At 27.6% G+C, this 20,799-nt stretch carries 16 protein-coding genes and 1 riboswitch; of the genes, 2 read left to right on the top strand and 14 right to left on the bottom strand.

Features of this window, described 5'->3' with window-relative positions:
• A riboswitch (glycine riboswitch) is annotated at positions 1-104 on the bottom strand.
• Positions 105-198: 94 nt separating this feature from the next.
• Positions 199-1,026 carry a DUF2971 domain-containing protein gene (locus tag KXZ80_RS06925; RefSeq protein ID WP_021432748.1) on the bottom strand — a complete coding sequence of 276 codons (828 nt, stop codon included), beginning with the start codon at positions 1,024-1,026 and terminating at the stop codon, positions 199-201.
• Between the two features lie 123 nt (positions 1,027-1,149).
• Positions 1,150-2,871: a S41 family peptidase gene (locus KXZ80_RS06920; protein ID WP_021432747.1), complete on the bottom strand. Its 1,722-nt coding sequence runs from the start codon at positions 2,869-2,871 to the stop codon at positions 1,150-1,152.
• 204 nt (positions 2,872-3,075) lie between these two features.
• On the opposite strand from KXZ80_RS06920, the gene KXZ80_RS17900 reads away from it, so the two are divergent.
• On the top strand, positions 3,076-3,618 hold the full coding sequence (locus KXZ80_RS17900; RefSeq protein WP_021432746.1) for a metal-dependent hydrolase: 543 nt from the start codon (positions 3,076-3,078) through the stop codon (positions 3,616-3,618).
• Positions 3,619-3,691: 73 nt separating this feature from the next.
• Here the strand turns inward: KXZ80_RS17900 and KXZ80_RS06910 are convergent, their stop codons facing one another.
• From KXZ80_RS06910 to KXZ80_RS06855, 12 genes are all read right to left on the bottom strand, one after another.
• A complete protein-coding gene (locus tag KXZ80_RS06910; protein ID WP_021432745.1) occupies positions 3,692-4,801 on the bottom strand; it encodes a glycoside hydrolase family 10 protein in 1,110 nt (369 codons plus the stop codon).
• A 242-nt stretch (positions 4,802-5,043) separates the two neighbouring features.
• Positions 5,044-6,189, bottom strand: a complete 1,146-nt coding sequence (locus tag KXZ80_RS06905; RefSeq protein WP_021432744.1) for a DUF362 domain-containing protein — start codon at positions 6,187-6,189, stop codon at positions 5,044-5,046.
• A gap of 177 nt (positions 6,190-6,366) precedes the next feature.
• The gene (gene clpB / locus KXZ80_RS06900; protein WP_021432743.1) at positions 6,367-8,961 is read right to left on the bottom strand and encodes an ATP-dependent chaperone ClpB; all 2,595 of its coding nucleotides are present in this window, start codon (positions 8,959-8,961) and stop codon (positions 6,367-6,369) included.
• A gap of 230 nt (positions 8,962-9,191) precedes the next feature.
• On the bottom strand, positions 9,192-9,605 hold the full coding sequence (locus KXZ80_RS06895; RefSeq protein ID WP_021432742.1) for a hypothetical protein: 414 nt from the start codon (positions 9,603-9,605) through the stop codon (positions 9,192-9,194).
• A 171-nt stretch (positions 9,606-9,776) separates the two neighbouring features.
• Positions 9,777-10,076 (bottom strand): (2Fe-2S)-binding protein, encoded by a 300-nt coding sequence (locus KXZ80_RS06890; protein ID WP_021432741.1) that lies wholly within the window; start codon positions 10,074-10,076, stop codon positions 9,777-9,779.
• 940 nt (positions 10,077-11,016) lie between these two features.
• Positions 11,017-14,670 (bottom strand): bifunctional 2',3'-cyclic-nucleotide 2'-phosphodiesterase/3'-nucleotidase, encoded by a 3,654-nt coding sequence (locus KXZ80_RS06885; RefSeq protein ID WP_021432740.1) that lies wholly within the window; start codon positions 14,668-14,670, stop codon positions 11,017-11,019.
• A 530-nt stretch (positions 14,671-15,200) separates the two neighbouring features.
• Positions 15,201-16,178 carry a TDT family transporter gene (locus KXZ80_RS06880; RefSeq protein ID WP_021432739.1) on the bottom strand — a complete coding sequence of 326 codons (978 nt, stop codon included), beginning with the start codon at positions 16,176-16,178 and terminating at the stop codon, positions 15,201-15,203.
• A 12-nt stretch (positions 16,179-16,190) separates the two neighbouring features.
• Positions 16,191-16,640 carry a C-GCAxxG-C-C family protein gene (locus KXZ80_RS06875; protein WP_021432738.1) on the bottom strand — a complete coding sequence of 150 codons (450 nt, stop codon included), beginning with the start codon at positions 16,638-16,640 and terminating at the stop codon, positions 16,191-16,193.
• A gap of 547 nt (positions 16,641-17,187) precedes the next feature.
• Positions 17,188-17,646, bottom strand: coding sequence for a hypothetical protein (locus KXZ80_RS06870; protein WP_021432737.1), 459 nt, complete (start codon positions 17,644-17,646; stop codon positions 17,188-17,190).
• Positions 17,647-17,736: 90 nt separating this feature from the next.
• Positions 17,737-18,024 carry a DUF503 domain-containing protein gene (locus tag KXZ80_RS06865; RefSeq protein WP_021432736.1) on the bottom strand — a complete coding sequence of 96 codons (288 nt, stop codon included), beginning with the start codon at positions 18,022-18,024 and terminating at the stop codon, positions 17,737-17,739.
• Between the two features lie 112 nt (positions 18,025-18,136).
• Positions 18,137-18,661 carry a dihydrofolate reductase family protein gene (locus tag KXZ80_RS06860; protein WP_021432735.1) on the bottom strand — a complete coding sequence of 175 codons (525 nt, stop codon included), beginning with the start codon at positions 18,659-18,661 and terminating at the stop codon, positions 18,137-18,139.
• A gap of 175 nt (positions 18,662-18,836) precedes the next feature.
• Entirely contained in the window at positions 18,837-19,184 is a 348-nt protein-coding gene (locus KXZ80_RS06855; RefSeq protein ID WP_021432734.1) for an SdpI family protein, read from the bottom strand.
• 202 nt (positions 19,185-19,386) lie between these two features.
• Here KXZ80_RS06855 and KXZ80_RS06850 point away from each other — a divergent pair, with 202 nt between their 5' ends.
• A complete protein-coding gene (locus tag KXZ80_RS06850; protein ID WP_021432733.1) occupies positions 19,387-20,784 on the top strand; it encodes a glycosyltransferase family 2 protein in 1,398 nt (465 codons plus the stop codon).
• The last annotated feature ends 15 nt before the right edge of the window (positions 20,785-20,799 follow it).

The following is a 20,799-nucleotide window of genomic DNA, read 5'->3' as shown; positions in this document are numbered from 1 at the left end:
CATCAGTTAACGATTCCTTTGCCTGAAAGTTTCTTTGAAAATTGGAAGTTATTCAAATTTCTCCGTCGGCTCTTTATTTAAAAAGTATCTCTCGCTAACATCACCTGGTTTATTTAATTTTTATATCTAAATTGTAGTATCTTAATTTATTAGTTGTCAACAAATTTTATTAACTAATCAAATTTAAATTTATTTAATTTAATATATCTTCTGTGGTATCAATCTAAAATCAATACCTTTAGAATATTCCATTTTATAAACTTTACAATTTAATTTTTTAGAAATTTCTATAACTCTTTCTATATTTTCTTTGCTACAATCTTTTCCTAAGTAAATAGCTCTTACTTTCATTAGGCTTTTTTCTATCCCACATTCCCCACTATTACTTTTTAATATAATTCTCCATTCATTTTCATATTGCCAGCTTTTGTGTTTCATTGTCAATGTGAAATATAACAAAAACATAGAATCTAATTTTAACTCATCATTATTTATTAGATTCGATAAAGTATTTTTTAAGACTTCAGTTATTTCTACTTTTTTATCTATATAGCTTACTTTTAGCAAGCAATCATAAAAATCACTATTTCTATCTAAATTATCTATATCATATTCAATACACATACCTCTATGGTTATCTCCATAATGAGTCCATAGAGGTATGTTATATATGCTAGTACTTAGAGATAGTATTTTTATATGGTCGCTAAAGCTATTTAAAACTTTATCTATCTTAATTATTATTTCTGATTTTGATAAGTTATTTGCCGGACAATCTTCTCCTTTTAAGAAGCGGATTATCTCCTCTTCATTATAATGTACTGGTAGTAAATCAAATGGATCATTTAAGTGCTCCCTATTTGAAAAATATAGCTTTCCATATTCTAAATTTTTTAGTCTATTTTCATCTATTTTTTGGTATTTGTATAACTTACTTGGAACATGTATATTTTTTAAATCTTTAGCTTCTTGCACTTTTCCTTTAGTATATAGTTCGATAAATTTTTCTTCCCATTTCATTTTCATATATTTGTCTTTCCTTGATTTAATAATTATTTATTATTGCATTCTATATACTAATAATTATGTGCACATATTTAAATAAATATAAGGCTAGAAAATTTTCTAGCCTTATATTATATTTGTTTTTTATTTAGTTTTTATAATTTCTATAGCTTTTTCTGAAAGTTCATCTCTTCCCTCTTTGATTCCATCTATAGTTGGCTTTATATAAATATCTGGTTTAAGACCTATTCTTTGAGTTTGTAAACCATCTGGATTATAAACTCCTAGTCCAGTTATTAAAGTTGTTACACCTCCTGGCAAATAAACCTCTGTTACATTTCCATCGGTACCAATAGAGTTACTTCCTATTACTTTAGCATTAGTTCCTTTTTTTAGTGCCATTACAGTAAACTCCGATTGACTTTGACTTCTTTCATTCATTAATATCATTACTTTTCCTTTATAATGCTTTTTATCATCTGGGTTAACAATTTGATCTTTTTCAAATATAAATTCCCCTGGAACTGATTGACTAGGTACAGATATTTTTGAAAAAATTGTTGGTTTTGAAATAATCATTTTACCTAAATCATAAACAATAAATTCAGATGGATATTCTCTTAAATCTACTATAATACCTTCTGTATTCATAAATTTGTCCATTATTTTATCTATTTCATTTTTCGATAATTGTGCTGGGTTAATATATCCTATATTTTCATCTATAAGCTTATGCGATGGCTCTTTTATATCAAACATTGATTGATCATTATAACACTTAACATTTTTAATTATGTCTTTCCCGTCTCTTTTTACAGTTATCTTAATACTATCATTTGAAGTTCTAAATAAATATCCTTGTAAGCAATTTACAATAGCTTCTTTTCTTGAAAGAGATATATATTTAGATTTTTCTTTTATAACTTCAGATATACCTTTATCATTTATTTCTAATACTATATCTCCTGGCTTCAACTCGCATTTATTCTTGTATTTAGGAAGTATTTTTTTTATTACAATATTATCTTCAACTAAAGCAAATTCTACAGGAGCATATTTATTTCCCCAGTGTTTAGTTAAAGTTTCATTTATATCATATATAGCGGCGTGTGGATCATGTATTTTTGTTGTAAGCTCTGAAATTGCCAATTTATAATCTAACTCACTTTTAGTATTTATAAACTTAGGTATAAATGTAGTTAATACTTCATCCCAATTTTCTTCTATTATATCTGTATATGGATAATAGTATTCTATTATATTCCAATATCTAAACAAAGCAAGCAATTTATAACCATCGTCATCATAGTCCATTTCTTCATATAGGTTTTCATTTTCAAAGTTAGAAAGTCCTACCTCTTTATCAAACTTAGCATAAGCTTTGTTTCTTTTTGAAATGTTAGAGTTTGAAATCTTAACTAATAATTGACTTAAATCTTTATCTAGATAATTGGCATCTTTTATCCAACTTAAATCTCTTTCAAGAGCTATTTTTTTGTGTTCATTATTTTTATCCGTGTTATTTACTTCTATATCTCCTAAATTTTTAACCCACTGATATATTACTCTATTAGCATCTTGTGAATTTTTTGCATTTAACGTATCTGGCATAACTCTAAATAGTTCATAATCAAAGTTTACATTCCCAGCTACAACCTCAGGATTATAGTACTTTACAACACCCCATACTTTACATAATTTTTTTAAATTATCAATCTGATTTGTGTTTAATTTTTCAATTTTTATATTGCTTCCACTGTCAAATTCCTTATCTGAGTTTCTTTTAGTTCCATTTACTATTACTAGTACAATTATTACAACAAGTAACCCCCATATCCATAAGTTGTTTTTAATCCACTTTTTCATCTCATCCTCCCATATTTTACCACTTATTAATACCTAAATATTAGCACCATATAATGCATTTTTCTACATATACACTTTCAACGTAACTTTTCCGTAATTTTTCAGAATAATTTGATGAAAATATTTCTATATTTTGAATATAATCTATGGGAGGTGTTTTAAATTAAATATGACACTCATGTCAATGGCGGTATATTTTTAGGCATGTTATTTTTAGGTCCATTTTATAATTACATAATTTCCAATTTCAATTTAATAGAAATTTCTATTTTCTTTTTATTGTATATTTACTTCTTAAAGTTAGGTTCTATTTTCCCTGACATAGACTGTCCACAATCCTACTTAGGAAAAAAGTTTCATATTTCATCTAAAATAATTAATAATAAACTTCACCACAGAGGATTTACTCACAGTGCCTTATTTATATATTTTTTAATTTTTTTATCATTATTAATAGATATTGGATTTAAATTATTCTACCCTTACATCTTTGTATTTTTAGATGTATATATATTTATAATATTTTATGGTTTTATATTAGGTTGCATATCTCATATACTTTTGGATATGTTCAACTCTAGTGGAGTTTGTCTTTTTTATCCATCTTGTAAAAAATATAGGTTACCTTTAGCTCCGGTAATAAAGGTTGGTTCTAATGCTGAAATTTCGCTTAACTCTTTTTTGAGTTTACTTACAAATATTTTAATTGTAATGTATATTTTTAATTTAATTAAATATTTAGCATAAAAAAACCCTTATAATAGTTTTTTTAAACATATATTTCTATTGTTTAAATAAATCTTATTATAAGGGCTATTTTTTATAAGATACATGCCTTTTCTGAATATGCCTTTTCTAATTGTTGTACTATACCTCCATTATTACTAGCTATATCTCTATAACTAAATAATATATTTCCTTTAACCTCTGGATACTCTCTATTTATAGCAATTTGTTTGTCTAACTCTTTAGCTGTTTCTGCCTTATTTATACTTTGTGCAATATATAATTTTACATTTGTACCTTCCACTACATTAGACCACCATCTCACTAGTGTTTCATATGGATTTTTTTTGTCGTTGGTTGCCCAATATATTTGTGGCGCTATAAAATCTACAGTTCCTTCTTGTATCCAAGTTAGAGGGTCTGAGTATAAAGCATAATAACCTTCTTGTGCATTTGTGTTAGATCCATTTATATCACTACTCTTATTCTTCCATACTGGGAAAGGACTTATTCCAAACTGAACTTTTGGATTTGTAGCTTTTATAACTCTATATATAGTTTTTATTAAATAATTTATGGCTGATCTTCTGTAATCTCCAACATTCACACATTCCCAACAACCACATTTACAAATCCATTTACACTCACATTTTGGCATAGGATAACCTTCTGGATAGAAATATTCATCAAATATTATTCCGTCTACATTATAATTAGAAACTATTTCAAAAACTGTAGTTGCTAAATAGTTTATTACCTCTCTATCTTCAGGATTATATGAAAGTGCATCATTAAATTCCAAAACCCAATCAGGATTTAATTTTGCTGGATTATTATCTGCTAACACACTTAAATCAGTCCCTTTAGTAGTTATTCTATATGGATTTAACCATCCATAAAATTGCATATTTCTTTTATGTGTTTCATCTAACATAAATTGAAGTGGATCATACCCTGGATCTTTTCCTTGTGTTCCTGTAAGATACGATGACCATGGATTGATTTTTGATTTGTAAAAAGTATCTGATGTAGGTCTGATTTGAACCATAACTACATTAAAATTTAGACTTTGCAATTTATCTAATAACTGTATGAATTCTTTCTTTTGTGCTTCAGCATCATTTTTTGTCTTGGGCCAATCTATATCATATACTGTTGCCACCCATACACCCCTAAACTCATATAGTTTGCAGTCTACCCTCATGAAACACTCCCCCTAAAATAAATTTTGTACTTTTAAATTACACTGACACTTTTTATTATATGTATTTCATTATAGTTTTGTTAAACACTATTTTAAAAAGCTAGTTAAAATAAACAAATTTATTTTAACTAGCTTTTTATACTTATATATTTATCTCTCTCTTTAAATACTGTCTTCCACGTTGGTATATTGTTAATACTTGATATTCAAATCTTTTCATATTTACTCTCCAATTATTATTTTTATTTTATTAACTTAAAGACTATACTTCGCTTTATGTCTATAGCTTTTTTAGGACATAATTCGTGGCAGCAAAAACATCTTATACATTTACTTAAATCTATTTCTATTTTTGAATCTAAACTTATAACCTTTGCTGGACATGCCTCTATACACTTTTTACATTTCACGCACTTATTGTAAGAAACAACTGGTTTTGGAGTTAATAATTTCGTAAGAGGTTCATGTATAAACTTAGGTAAAGTCGATGATAGTAATCTAAAATCTTTGCTTGTTTTTGGTATTTTAAAATCCTTTACAACAAATTGGCTTATATCATCACCTATTGCTTTAACATCGCTTAAATCATTCTTTATGTATCCTCTTTTTATACTTCCTCTTACAGTTGGAACCTTGTTTATATCTAAATTTATAAGTTTGCAGGCTATTGAATCTAACGCATATGGACTTGTTGATACTAAAGTTGTTCCAATATGTCTCGGACTTCCTGCAGAAGGTCCTTCTCCTTCCATGCCAACAATTCCATCCATAATAGTTAGTGTTGGATTTACATATGAACATATATCTAATAATACATCTTCACAAAATATTTCTTCACTTGGAAATCTATAATGTATTTCTGCTTTTTTTAATCCCGCAATAGATCCATATAGATTTTTAACTCCTCCAGTAAATGTAGCCATACCATGAGTCTTTAGTTTACATATATTAATTATATGATCAACGTCTTTTATTGGAGTTATTATATCCATAAATCTTAATGCTTTAGAGCTTTCATTTTCTACTTTTACTTCACTCACATCATAGTTTAGAGTTACACCTAATTCATCCGCTATATCTTTCATTCCAGTTGATTTGTATATACCTTTTAAAGCTGATGTAGTATATGGTCCACCTGGACTATCAGCAATTACTATATCACAATTTAATTTAAGAAGCATTTCACATACAACTTTAACCACTATTGGATGTGTTGTTGTAGCTTCTTCTGGTATCTTTTTCATAAGTAAATTTGGTTTTATTAATACTTTGCTATTTGGATTTATATATTTTTCTATTCCGCCAATATCTTCTAAGTTTTTCTCTATTGATTTTTTTATATTTTCATAGTTATAATCATCACATTTCCTTATTGATACAAATTTCATAATAATCCCCTCTTTTAGTCATTTAAATTACATTCTTTTTTTATTTTAGCATAAAAAAATTTGGTACGTTTATATTTAAAGTTATATGGCGTTACAATTTTGTCACTCAAAATTTAAAATTACACAAAAAATACTACCTAAATTTAGGTAGTATCTTTTTAACTTTATTTCATTAAACTATTTTACAGATATATTTATATTTTCATTTTCTTCATCAACTACTATAGTGCATCCGTTATATATTTCTCCTGCTATTAACTTTTTAGCTATCATAGTTTCTAGTACATTGCTTATATATCTTTTTAATGGTCTAGCTCCGTAAATTGGATCATACCCTTCGTTAACCATTATGTCTTTTGCTCTTTCTGTAATTTCAATTTCTATGCTCTTATCTTGTAATCTATTTCTTAAAGATTTCATAAAGATGTCTATAATTTGTTTTATTCCTTCTTTATCTAATGGTTTAAACATTATAATATCATCAACTCTATTTAAGAATTCTGGCTTAAATCTTCTCTTCATTTCGTTCATAACCAACTCTTTAGCTTCATCATTAACATTTTCACCAGATTCTAATAAATATGAACTACCTATATTTGAAGTCATTATTATGATAGTATTTTTAAAGTCTACCGTTTTACCTTTATTGTCAGTAAGTCTTCCATCATCTAATATTTGAAGGAATAAGTTGAATACATCTTCATGTGCTTTCTCTATTTCATCAAATAATAATACAGAATATGGATTTCTTCTTACAGCTTCTGTTAACTGCCCACCTTCTTCATATCCTACATATCCTGGAGGAGGTCCTATAAGTCTTGATACTGCATGTTTTTCCATATATTCAGACATATCAATTCTTATAATATTATCTTCACTATCAAATAGGTTATTAGCTAGCGTTTTAGCAAGCTCTGTTTTACCTACTCCTGTAGGTCCTAAGAATATAAATGAACCTATTGGCTTATTCTCATCTTTAAGTCCTGCACGAGCACGTATTACCGCATTACTTACAGCAGTTACAGCTTCATCTTGTCCAATTACTCTTTTGTGTAGTTCATCTTCTAACTTTAATAGTTTTTCTCTTTCTCCCTCTACAAGTTTAGTAACTGGTATACCTGTCCACTTAGCAACTATTTGAGAAATTTCATTTTCTGTTACTTCTTCTTTTAATAAAGCATTTTCATAGCTTTCTTGCATTTTTTCTTCATGTGCCTTTATTTGTTCTTCTAATTTAGGTATTACTCCATATTTTAATTCTGCTGCTTTGTTAAAGTCATATTCTCTCTCATACTTTTCAACATTTCCTTTAGCTTCATCAAGCTGTGCTTTTAAATTTCTTATTTCTAATATTTGACTTTTCTCTTTTTCATACTTAGCAGTCATTTCGTCGTTTTTAGATTTTAATTCAGCTAATTCTTTTCCTAATTTTTCAAGTCTTTCTTTACTTTTCTCATCATTTTCTTTTAGCAATGCTTCTCTTTCTGTTTCTAATGTTAATAATTTTCTTCTAACTGTATCCAGCTCTGTTGGAAGAGAATCTATCTCACTTCTAATCATAGCTCCAGCTTCGTCTATTAAATCTATAGCTTTATCTGGTAAAAATCTATCTTGTATATATCTATCAGACAATTTTGCAGCTGCAACTATAGCATTATCATGTATTCTTATTCCATGATGAATTTCAAATCTTTCTTTAAGTCCACGAAGTATTGAAATCGTATCATTAACACTAGGTTCTTCCGCCATAACTGGTTGGAAACGTCTTTCAAGAGCCTTATCTTTTTCAATATATTGTCTATATTCATCAAAAGTAGTTGCTCCTATACAGTTTAATTCTCCACGAGCTAACATAGGTTTTATTAAGTTTCCAGCATCCATTGCTCCATCAGTTTTTCCAGCTCCAACTATTGTGTGTATCTCATCTATAAATAAAATTATCTTGCCTTCTGCACCTTGAACTTCTTTAAGAACTGCTTTTAATCTTTCTTCAAATTCACCTCTGTATTTAGCTCCTGCAATTAAAGAACCCATATCTAAAGAGAATATTACTTTATCCTTTAATCCTTCAGGAACATCTCCTCTAACTATTCTTTCAGCTAACCCTTCCACTATAGCTGTTTTACCAACTCCTGGTTCTCCTATTAATACAGGATTGTTTTTAGTTCTTCTTGATAATATTCTTATGACTCTTCTTATTTCTTCATCTCTTCCTATTACAGGGTCTAACTTGTTTTTCTTAGCTAATTCTACTAAGTTTGTAGCATATCTAGCTAATGCTTCATAAGTTCCTTCTGGATCTTGAGTTTCTACCCTTTGATTTCCTCTCACCTTTGATAATACATTTAAAAAGTCATTTTTATTTATATTATATTGCTTTAATATCTTACCTATATTTGTTTTTGATTCAACTTCCATTATTGCAATCATAACATGTTCTACACTTATATATACATCTTTAAATTCTTTAGATATTTCTTCTGCTTTAATTAAAATTTCATTTATCTTTCTTGTAGCTGTTACTCCTTGTGAATTTATCCCTTCACCATGTATTTGTGGTAATTTATTAAGTTCTGAATTTATGCTGTTATTAAATGCATCAACAGACACGTTCATCTTTTCTAGTATATTTGGAATAAGACCATCTTCTTGATTTACAAGTGCACTTAATAGATGTATTGCATCCACTTGTTGATTGTGATTTTTTACCGCTATATTAAAAGCTTCATTTAAACCTTTTTGTACTCTTACTGTCATTTTTTCTATATTCATATACACAATACCTCCGTTATCTATAATATATGTTAATTACTTATAAGTAATAATTTCTAAAATCATTTTGTTATCACTCTTTAACATCGAGTGCTAATAACTTGTTATTAATATAATATATTTATGATTTAGCTTTGTCAATATATTTTTTTATTTTTATGTTCTTATACAAAACAAAGCTACTCCTTAATGAATTAAGGTGTAGCTTTAAATTTATCATTTATTCTATTTTAAATTTTTATTCCATCTACTAAATTTCCTATTGAATCTTTAATTGTTTGGTATACATCAGAAGCCCATTTAACAATCATATTATTTTCATTTAATCCAAAACCATTCGAATTTTTTTCAAATATGTCAATATTATCTTTAATTTCATTTGGTATTTCTTTAATTTTTTCTATCTCACCTTCTCTGAAATCTTTATCACCTATAAAGTCTTTTGTATATCCAATTACATCAGAAGTAATATTTTCAAATGCTGAAGCTGCATCTTCTAATATGCTTGAGATAGAATAGTGTTTTTCAGAATCTGATTTTTCAAAAAGATTAAAGTTTCCTAATGCTTCACATCCTGTGGCACTGAAAATAACAATTGATAAAGTTAATACTATAGCTAATTTTTTATATATCTTAATATTCATTTAATCATCTCCTTAGTTAGTTTATAAATACATTTTAATATTTAATTCTTAAACTAATCTTTCCTTAATCTTAAATAATTCTTAAAATTTATTTTCCTAAATTTTCAAACTAAAAAGGGATATGTATTAATACATATCCCTTCTTGAATCCATAGTAAAAATCATAATTAATTATCTTTTATTTTCTATGATGTTTGATATAATTCCTTTACATCTTCCACATCCCGTACCTGCTTTAGTTACTTCTCCAACCTTTTCAACTGTATCAGCTCCGTTTTTTACTGCTTCTACTATTGTTTCAATTAATACATTCTTACATTTACATGCATTTTTTATAAGAGTTTCTACTTCTTTAAGTTCTTCTTCACTTTCAATAACTATATCTGATATTTCTTTAAGTTCCTCAACAGTTCTAGCACCTTGTCCTTGAGCTTTTCTTACTTTTAAATATTTTTCCATTTCTAATGCCATATCTATATCTCCTAATCTTTAATTATTTTCTTTAATATAAATAAATTGTTATGTTATATATAGATATATCCATTATTAATAGATTATAAACAAAATTCTTAAAATTAAATTTTTTACTTTTATTCAATATAAAAAGCACTGATTTGATAGTATTCACTTTCAAAATCAGTGCTTTTTTAGGAGTAATATTAATTACATCCTATTCCTCTTTTGACTTTTATTAAATATAGTTTGCAATTTAGCTTGAACTCTAACCTTTGGACTTTAGACTAAAACTAACTGCACTCTAGTAGACCGAGGGCTTCTAGTAGATTCATTATACTTAATATGATACTTTTTCAAGTACCTAGTCACCATAACTTCCAAAGAGACTACCAAAAGGTTAGATATAATCTAGCTTTTGCGTAGTAAGTTTTGGTTTGACAATTAAACTTAATTAACTGTCTGATTATATATTAACCATTTTATCTAGTAATATGTATCTTTTTAAAAACTTTTTAATCATTTATCTTTTTTATAAGTTAAAATTATTGTCTAGTCATTATTATTATATTTATACAATACAAAAGCACTGATTTGATAGTATTCACTTTCAAAATCAGTGCTTTTTTTAGGAGTAATATTAATTACATCCTATTCCTCTTTTGACTTTTATTAAATATAGTTTGCAATTTAGCTTGAACTCTAACCTTTGGACTTTAGACTAAAACTAACTGCACTCTAGTAGACCGAGGATTTCTAGTAGATTCATTATATTTAATACGATACTTTTTTAAGTACCTAGCCACCATCACTCCCAAAGACACTACCAAAAGGTTAGATATAATCTAGCTTTTGCGTAGTAAGCGTTGGTTTGACAATCAACCTTAATTAACTGTCTGATTATATATTAACCATTATCATAAATAATATGTATTTAATTTAAATTTTTTATTTTTAATTAATCAATTTTGCCATCAAAGTTCTGATCTAAGTTTACTAAATTAGGATTTTTGTTTATATCTGGTTTGTTTAATCCAATCGTTCCATCATTATCACTATCTAATTTTGAAAATGCTTCAGCATATTTTTCAAAAGCTTCTAAATCACTCATAATAACTTCATAGTTTGTTTCTTTGAACGTAGTAAATCCGTCTCCGCCTTGTGCTAAAAATATATTAGCTACAGTATTTATCTTCATATCATCAGTTACTTGTGTTTTATTTTCATCTTTTAAATTTATGCTATCTACTTTTACAACCCAGTTACCATTAACAAGTTCTGGGTGCCATTTATATGTAAATCCTTCTACTTGTAACATTCTTGGTCTATTATATTTTCCTTGTCGCATACCAATTACCCAATCATGTATATTCTGAGTTTCTAAAATTGTTTTTAATTGTGCCCCACTTAATGTAAGCTTCGTTAAATCATTTCCAAATGGTTGTATTGTGTAAACATCTTCATATGTTACATCACCTTGTTGTAAATCAGCTCTTACTCCACCTATATTCATCATTGATATCTGAACATCTTCACCTTTTTCTTTAGCTGCCCATAGTTGAGCATCTGCTATCATTCTTCCAAGTTCTGATTCTCCATTTGCACCTTCTATATTTCTTGAAATAAATTCTTCTGCGAAACCGACTTTTCTTTCAAGTAAAGGTTTAACATCTTCCCTTGCTTTTTGAACCATAAGTGTGACAGCTTTATCTGCTGATATATTTTTAGGGTCTATTGGTAATATTTCTGATTTTGAAGATACTACGTCTCCACTCTCTTTATCTATAACCAAATCTATATCACTTATATTAGTAGATTTAGAATACGCTTGAGTTACTACTATATCATCTTTTCCTTCTCTTTTTACAACTGAGTTTGCAAACTGATGATTATCAGCTGCCATTATTACATCAACCTCATCATTTACCTTTTGAGATATATCATATATATCGATACTACCCTCTAAATCTACAAGCTTTCCTGTGTCTTTATCTGTTAGTGCTGGCACATGAGATAATACGATTATAGTTTTCACACCTTGTTGTTGAAGCTCTTTAGTATATTTATCTATAGCACTAACCTCATCTATAAAGTCCACATCTTTTATACCTGCAGGTACAACTTTTCTTGCAGTATCTGTTGTTACTATACCTATTACACCTACTTTTACCCCATCAAATTCTTTTATAGTATATGGACTTAGTATTGGCTCTCCTTTTTTTACTTCCTTATTTCCAAACTTCATATCTTTATTTGCTACAACGTTAGCCGTTACCCAATTAAAACTTTGAGACCCTTCCCAGTTAAGTCCCGATGAGTGAGTTCCTCCTTGTATTATCCTAGCTAATTCACTTGTACCTTCATCATATTCATGATTTCCCGTAGTCACTACATCTACATTCATTTCTTTCATTATTTCTAAAGTTGGTTGGTCTTGTTTTAATGCTGTAACAGCAGGACTTCCTCCTACTGCATCTCCAGCTGAAAGTGTAAGTGTATTTTTATTTTCACTTTGTAATTTTTTTAAATACGCTGATAAATTATCTATACCTCCACCCAATTTAGAATCTACATCAAATTGCCCATGTAAATCATTAAACAATAACAATTGAACATCTACCGTATTTTTATCACCTTCTCCTTTACTTAAATCATAAGCATAAGTAGCCATTTCATTGTCCAAATCTTTTACTTTTTTCACACTCGGTATATCATTTAAATAACTTTCTCCATTTTTATGAGAATTAAATAAAACTTTAGCATTTGTTTTTACTGGCTTGATTTTCCAGTTATTATCTTTCGAAGGAGTTATTTTTCCTGCTTCTTTTATGTAATCCATTACTGCTTGTCTATTTTCATCAGGAGATGAGTAAACTACTTGTGCATCTTTAATTCCAGGGAAAGTTCCACTTGCTCTGTAGTTATTGGTAACTACTAAAAATTCTTGATTTGGATCTAAGTTTTTACCATTGTATTTTAAGTTTGATATTCTTTGAGAATCTTGATTTATAGTATTTCCATTGCTGTCATATTTAGCTTTTTTAGTTACATCTATTTCATATGTAAGACCTTCTATAGAATCAAAGTTATATGATCTATATGCAGGGTTAAACAATTGCTGATCTTCGTTTGAGGTAGGATTTATTGTGTTATACATACCACTTGTCATTTCTAACCATTCTTTTATTTGTGCTCCATTTATCTTTAATATACTTATAGTATTATCATATACATATAAGTTTGATAAGTCTTTTATTTTAAGTTCTCCCGATTTTATATCTACATAGTTAGTTGCATCATTGAATTCTCGTCCTCCTGCTTTAAATGGAGCTGCTGCAGATAATATAGGTAAATCTTTATATTGTTTAAGTTCATCTTGTCCTTGTTCTATTTTGTTTTTAGCATACCACTTTTGAGCTTGTGCTACTAATTCAACTGATTCATTATCTGATACTAGTGAAAAGAAACTATTTAACTCTTTAGTGGTTTCTCCTACAGGCTTATTTATAAATTCTATTGTAGCTTCATGTGCTTTTTTCAAATCTTTATTTTCAGTTATAATAGGATTATTTTCTGGCTTTAATTCTTTTACATTTTTCCTTGATACTTTACTTTCTTTATCATTAACACCCCAAGTTTTTCCCTTTTGTTCCAATTTTAAATCAACTATTCCTAACTCTTTCCCCCAGTTAGCAGGCTGTATAATTTGAACTCCATTCATTTCTGTTTGTGTTGTTGAATGCGAGTGACCTGCTACAACAACATCTAAACCTTTTACTTTTGTTAATTGATATGCAGCATTTTCAGAGTTCATTATATGCTCATCACTCTCACCTGTTCCAGTGTGTGCTAAAGCTATTACTATGTCAACCTTATGTTTTTCTTTCAATTCTTTGGTTATTTTCTCAACTGAAGTTTTCATATCTTCAACTTTAACTTTACCTTGTAAGTTTTTCTTGTCCCAATTTAATATTTGAGGTGGCACAACTCCAGTTATGCCTATTTTAACTTTTTGTTTTTTACCATTTGAATCTATTACTGTTTCATTTATTATGTTATATGGGTTGAATATATTCTTTCCATTGTTATCTAAAACGTTTGCATTAACAAGCTTTGTTCTCATTACATTTTTCTTTGTTATTTGTTTTAAGAAATCAAGTCCATAATTAAATTCATGATTCCCTAATGTAGTTGCATCATAACCTAATATATCTAAAGCTTCATATACAGGGTATTTCTCTCCTGGTTTAACTTTTGTTTCTTCATTCATTGCATATACTGTTGATAATGGGTTCCCTTGTATTACATCTCCATTATCTACTAATATTGAGTTGTCTATATTTTTGTTTTTTGTATCTTTATCTACTTCTTTTTTTGACTTTTCGATTATAGTTGATAATCTTGATAATCCCATATTAGGATCTTGTTTATCTGTAAAATAATCATGATCCATTATATTAGCATGTAAATCAGTTGTAGCCATTATTCGAAAATCAACAGTTGAATTTTCCTTTTTTGCAGCTTCTGCAACTGTTGGTTGCATAATTGGTGCTATAACTCCTGCTGATATAGCTATTGCTGCTAGTCTTTTTACTCCCTTTTTATAACTCATAATTTCTCCCCTTTATAAAAACATTTCATTTAAATTTCACTATTATCCTATCAAATTGTTATAATAATATCAATATAATTTTATTTCAATAAGTTTAAAATATATTATTTTAAGCTTCATATAAAAAAAAAGCACTGATTTGACAGCATTTGCTTTCAAAATCAGTGCTTTTTTAGGAGTAATATTAATTACATCCTGTTCTCTTTTGACTTTTATTAAATATAGTTTGCAATTTAGCTTGAAGTCTAATCTTTGGACTTTAAACTAAAACTAACTGCACTCTAGTAGACCGAGATTATCTAGTAGATTCATTATATCTAATATGATACTTTTTCAAGTACCTAGCCACCATTACTCCCAAAGTCACTATCAAAAGATTAGAATTTATCTAGCTTTTGAATAGTAAGTAATGGTTTGACAATCAACCTTAATTAACTGTCTGATTATATATTAGCCATTTCATTAAATTATATACGCATAATTTAAATTTTTTAATTTTTATCATATTTAATATATAGTTAATTATACTGCTACATAGAATTTACATTTTTAGATTTATTTGTATTAAATTTTTTATATAAAAATTCAATTGTCTTTATTACTATATATCCAATAACCAATATAGCTATTATAACTTGAACATATAAAAATGCTCTAACTGTACTCTCTAGTGGAGATCCTACCTTACCTAGGTATTTTGCATATCTCTGAGATGCAACAACACTTATCCCAAGTGGGAAAGTAAGTGGAGCAAGACCCGGAGAATAAGGTAATTTTATAAGTTTTGGAAGTATTGTATATCCATATAAAAGTGATACGTATGAAACAGCTGCTAAAATACTTACAAACATAGCATTTGGCTTATCTGCAATTGCAAAATAAGCTGCTAAACATATATTGGCTGGAGCTACCATTATCATTAAAGTTGGAACTTTTGGTCCAGTTAGTTTTTCCATAGATAAAAGTCTATATATCATAATAGGGAATAGTACTATAAATGCTATAAGTGAATAATAAAATAATGCCTTAGAGATTACAGGCATATTCATAGGTTTACTTGTAACAGCTGCTAATCCAATTCCAACTGTTGGTATAAACCAACTTGGAATCATGTTTTCCATTTTAAAATCTTTAATCATATATACTGCAAACATTATAAATGTTAAAAAGTGTAGTACTGTTGCTCCTAACCACAATCCACTAGCTACTTTGGGATTTATTTCAACTAAATAAACTGCTACTAACATAAGTGTCATAAATATAGTTGGATAAATGCTTCCAGCCATTGGATGCTTTATCTCATTAACTACTTTATTTGGGTGTAATATTAACTTTATTAATAAAAAACCTATGCATAGTATTGAAAATAATACAGCTAGATGACGTACCCAAGTTATATTAAACTCAAGTAATGCTGTAGATATGCTCATAAAACCAAGTGCAATACCAGCTATTGCAACAGGCATGTCTTCAAAATTTGACTTAACCTCTCTATTTTTAGCTTCCATATGTACACCTACTTATTTTAATTTTCCATCATCTATTAACTTTTCAGCTATATAAGCTGCAACTTCTCCTGTTATTTTAATACAGTGTGCTTTTCTTTCTGGTGATTGGAACTCAAAGTTTCTAGTCATTACTCTACAGCAAGTACTTTTATATAATTCTTTTATTCTATCATGTAAATCAGCCGCATGTTTAAACATGTCTTCATTCATTGCTTCTCCATGACATCTTCCATATACCATTCCTAATGCCATAACACCACCACTTACAGCACCACAAAGACATCCTGATTTTCCAACCCCGATCGGAAATCCTGAAGCTAACTTTGTAACTTCATCACTAAATGGTTTTCCTAATTCATCATTTATAGTTTTTACAACTGCCTCTGAACAGAAAAATTCACCTCTTTCAAAATATCCTTCTGCTATTTTTCTTATTTCTGACACTCTTTGCTCTTTATTCACAAATTTCTCCTCCATTATACATTATTTTTATAATTTACACATTTATTATAATTTTAAATTTATTTTTTGTACAATTGATATTTCCTATATATAGTGGGTATCTTATAGATTATAGCTATTAACTAGTGTAAATTTTTTAAAGGATGTGATTTTTTGTTTTTTAATATTAAAGAAAGCGGAAAGTTAGCTATTGATAAAATGCTTCAAGATTGTAAACATAAATCTTTTAGAGTTTACATACGTAGAGTAAGCAACTGACTAGGTCCTGTGTTTGATATAGCTCTGGATGATGCTACTGAATTAGATATGATTTTTAAACACGATAATTATAATATAGTCATAAACAAATAATTAGCTAACAAAATTAATTCTATTGAAATTTTCTTTGAAAAAGGTATTAGTAAAAGTGGTTTTAGAGTTTTAACAGATATTTATTGGAACTTTGAATATAGATTTGAAGATTGGGCGAAAAATCCACCCAATATACAATTACCTATAATAAAATAAGTTAAAATATAAAAAAGCTAATTTAATTAAATTAGCTTTTTTATATTTTAACTTTGTATGCTTTTTCTAGAGTTTGCCTAAATTGATCCAAAGCAAGCTTTCCTACTTTGAATTGAGTTATCGAATCTAAAAAATATGCTTCATAATTATTTTTATCTTCTAAGTACAGTAAAATACCGTTAATAGACAACCTATATACTGAAGCAATGTAAAAAATGGTATCGGTTTCTCTTCTAATCAAATTTGAATCTTCCTTATTGTAATTAGCATGACATTTATTAAATATGCTACTTAAAACTTCCCTATCAAATTTAAGAGTTTTCTCCATAGATGTTTTATCGTATTCGCAAGAAATAATCTTTTTGATAATTATATCTAAATCATTTTCCACTCTTATTAAATCTTTAACAGACAATATTACATGCTCACTAGGCTGTCCAAAAGTAATTGTAGTACATAAGAAAGTCAGAATCAACGTTAATATAAATGTTTTTTTCATTGTGATAAAAACTCCTTTTTAATATATACTACAATTAGATTTCTCATAAATATAAAATATATTCTTTCTTAAATATTATTTTTAATGTTTCTATATATTTAACACATCTTCATCAATATTGATAATTTCTGCATCTGTATTGCTTTCTATAAAATTTATTATATTTTCTTTATTACTATAACAAGCACTTTGATCTAAAGATATTCCAATTATACCTATTGTAACAAGCTGATGTACATCTTGATTTTCAATTTCAGCTACAGAAATATTAAATTTATTTTTAAGTTTACTTGTTATACTCTTTACTACCATTCTTTTTTCTTTTAAAGAATGTACCCATGATGCCCTTAAATCAACTTTTAAAATATATATTTTCATATACTGTTCCTTTCTAAAATACAAACTTAACTATATGTAATTATTATTATATTTAATCAAAATCATATTCATTTTACTTAAACATAAAATAAGTATACAATGTCGTAGCTTTTTATCTTTTTGAATATCTAAGAATTACAACGCCCTCATCAGTAATATATTCATCTAAGTGTAAGTCTATTTTAGGATTATTCTCTAAAAATAATTTTCTTCCTTTGCCTAATATCGTAGGTATAATTCCTATTACATATTCATCTATAATATTGGCTTTTATAAATGGATCAATAACTTTCCCCCCTCCAAATAAAAATATATTTTTCTCAATTGTTTGTCTTTCTTTCTCAATCATTCTTACTATATCACCTTTTATAAAATGTATATTTTCATAATCTTTTAAGTTTTTAGATGTTGCAACATATACCTTTTTATTTTTAAAATCTTTATGAAAGTTTTGATCATAACAATTTTTACCCATTACTACTATATCTATAGTATCTAAAAATTCACTAAAATCCCATTTTTTCTCTGTATCTAAACTTTTATCTCCATCTCCAACTATCCAGCCAAATCCGCCATCTTCAGATGCTATATATCCATCAATACTTATAGCTAAATTTAAAATTATTTTTCTACTCATTGTTTTGACCTCACTTTATTTTTTATTTATTATTTTACTTACTTAAATATTTGATACAATTTTATTATAATCTATGATGCAATTTATAATAAAATTGTATCATAGTATAAAAGTGAGTTTTTTCAATAAGCATATAAAAAAAGCATTTTATCTCAACAAAATGCCTTTTAAAAGTTTATCCTAAATTTTTACATATTTTATACAAATGATATTCAGTAAGTGAAACTATAATAAACAGCAAAACAATAAATGTCATTATTGATATTAAAATTTCATTACCAATATTAATACTAAATACATCTATGATAAAAAAACATATAGTATATAAAATCCCTGATATTATACACACCTTACCTGAATACTCATTACCTTCTTTCCAGTAATAACTATTTTTTTGAGAAATGATAGACTTATATCCAAATCCATTGGGATACTCCCCCGATAAATATCTAATAGTTATCCCAATACTAATCATTACTATCCCTAAATGATATATATCATTTGGATAATATGCTTGGATCATCGAGCCCCTCCTCCCTTTATATGAATATATATATATTCAAGTTTTTAACAAATTATCCTTTATTTCTTAGTTAGTTCCAATCTACTTGTATTTAAAGCTTTATCTACAACCCAGATTAATTTACCTTAATTTTACACTAGTATTACTTCTTTTTTTTATGTACCATTGTCTAAGTCTATAAAAGATTAAGGTGGTGTTTAACGTGGAAAAGATAGCTAATAAAACAAAAAAAGAATTTAAAAATACCCCTATCTATAATCCAAATATCTTAAATAAAAATACTAATAACAGTTCTAAAGTTTATATAAGTGTAAAAACTAAATTTTTTATAAGTTTAATAATTTCTGTGCTATGGACATTAATAGCAATTAGTTTATCTCAGCCTTGGATCGATGATTTATCCATTATGCTTAATCACTTTTTAGCTGTATTTATAATAAGTGGAATTGCTCTCGTACCTGGCTTCATGAATATATTTTTAATAATAAGTTTATTATTGGACAAACAACCTAAATTGAATAATTATAATCCAGATGATGATGTTACACTTTTGATTTCAGCTTTTAATGAAGAGATTGGTATATTTAATACTTTAAAATACGTAAAAAATCAAAATTATAATGGAAATATACACACAATAGTAATTGATAATAACTCACATGATAACACTAGCTTAGAAGTAAAAAGAGCTATGTCAGAACTAAATATGGATATATTGTTATTATCTGAACCTAATCCTGGAAAGTTCAACGCACTTAACTATGGATTGCAACATGTGAATACAGAGTTGGTAATAACATTAGATGCTGATACATTAATTCATAAGAATGCTATAAGAAATCTTGTTGGAAGAATAAAATCTTCACCAGACGAGGTTTGTGCTGTTGCTGGTTCAATGCTTGTTCGAAATAGTAGAGACAATTGGTTGTCTAAAATCCAGGAATGGGATTACTTCTTAAGTATATCATCTATTAAAAGAATGCAAGGATTATATCAAGGAACATTAGTTGCACAAGGAGCATTCTCATTATATAAAACTGAAGTTGTTTCTGAACTAGGGGGATGGTCAGATGCTATAGGAGAGGATATAGTTCTTACATGGAAGATGCTTTCTAAAAATAAGAAAGTCTATTTTGAGCCTATGGCTATAGCCTTCACAGATGTTCCAACTAAGTTCTCCCACTTTACAAAACAACGTTCAAGATGGGCTAGAGGTATGATTGAAGGCCTTAGGGAAGTTAAACCATGGAAACAGCCATCAATGTTTTCTAAATTTTTAACTGGAATAGATCTAATAATTCCATATATGGACTTTAGTTATACATTTTTCTGGATTCCCGGATTAATTTTAGCTCTATTTTGGGGCAACTATGCTGTAGTCGGCCCTATGATGATATTAGTATTACCTCTTACTTTTATAAGTTTCGGGATACTATACTATTACCAATCTAATGTAGTTTTTAAAAATTTAAACTTAAAAGTTCGAAAAAATTTAATCGGATTTATTCTATTTATTTTATGCTATCAACTTATCATGTCCCCAGTTTCTTTATATGGGTATATTCAAGAATTATTTGGAGCAAAAAGAGTTTGGAAATAATTTTTATATTAAAAA

The sequence above is a fragment of the Paraclostridium bifermentans genome (assembly GCF_019916025.1).
GTDB classification, from domain to species: Bacteria; Bacillota; Clostridia; order Peptostreptococcales; family Peptostreptococcaceae; genus Paraclostridium; species Paraclostridium bifermentans.
Note: the sequence above shows the minus strand (reverse complement) of the source record. Positions and strands in the feature narration are given on the sequence as shown.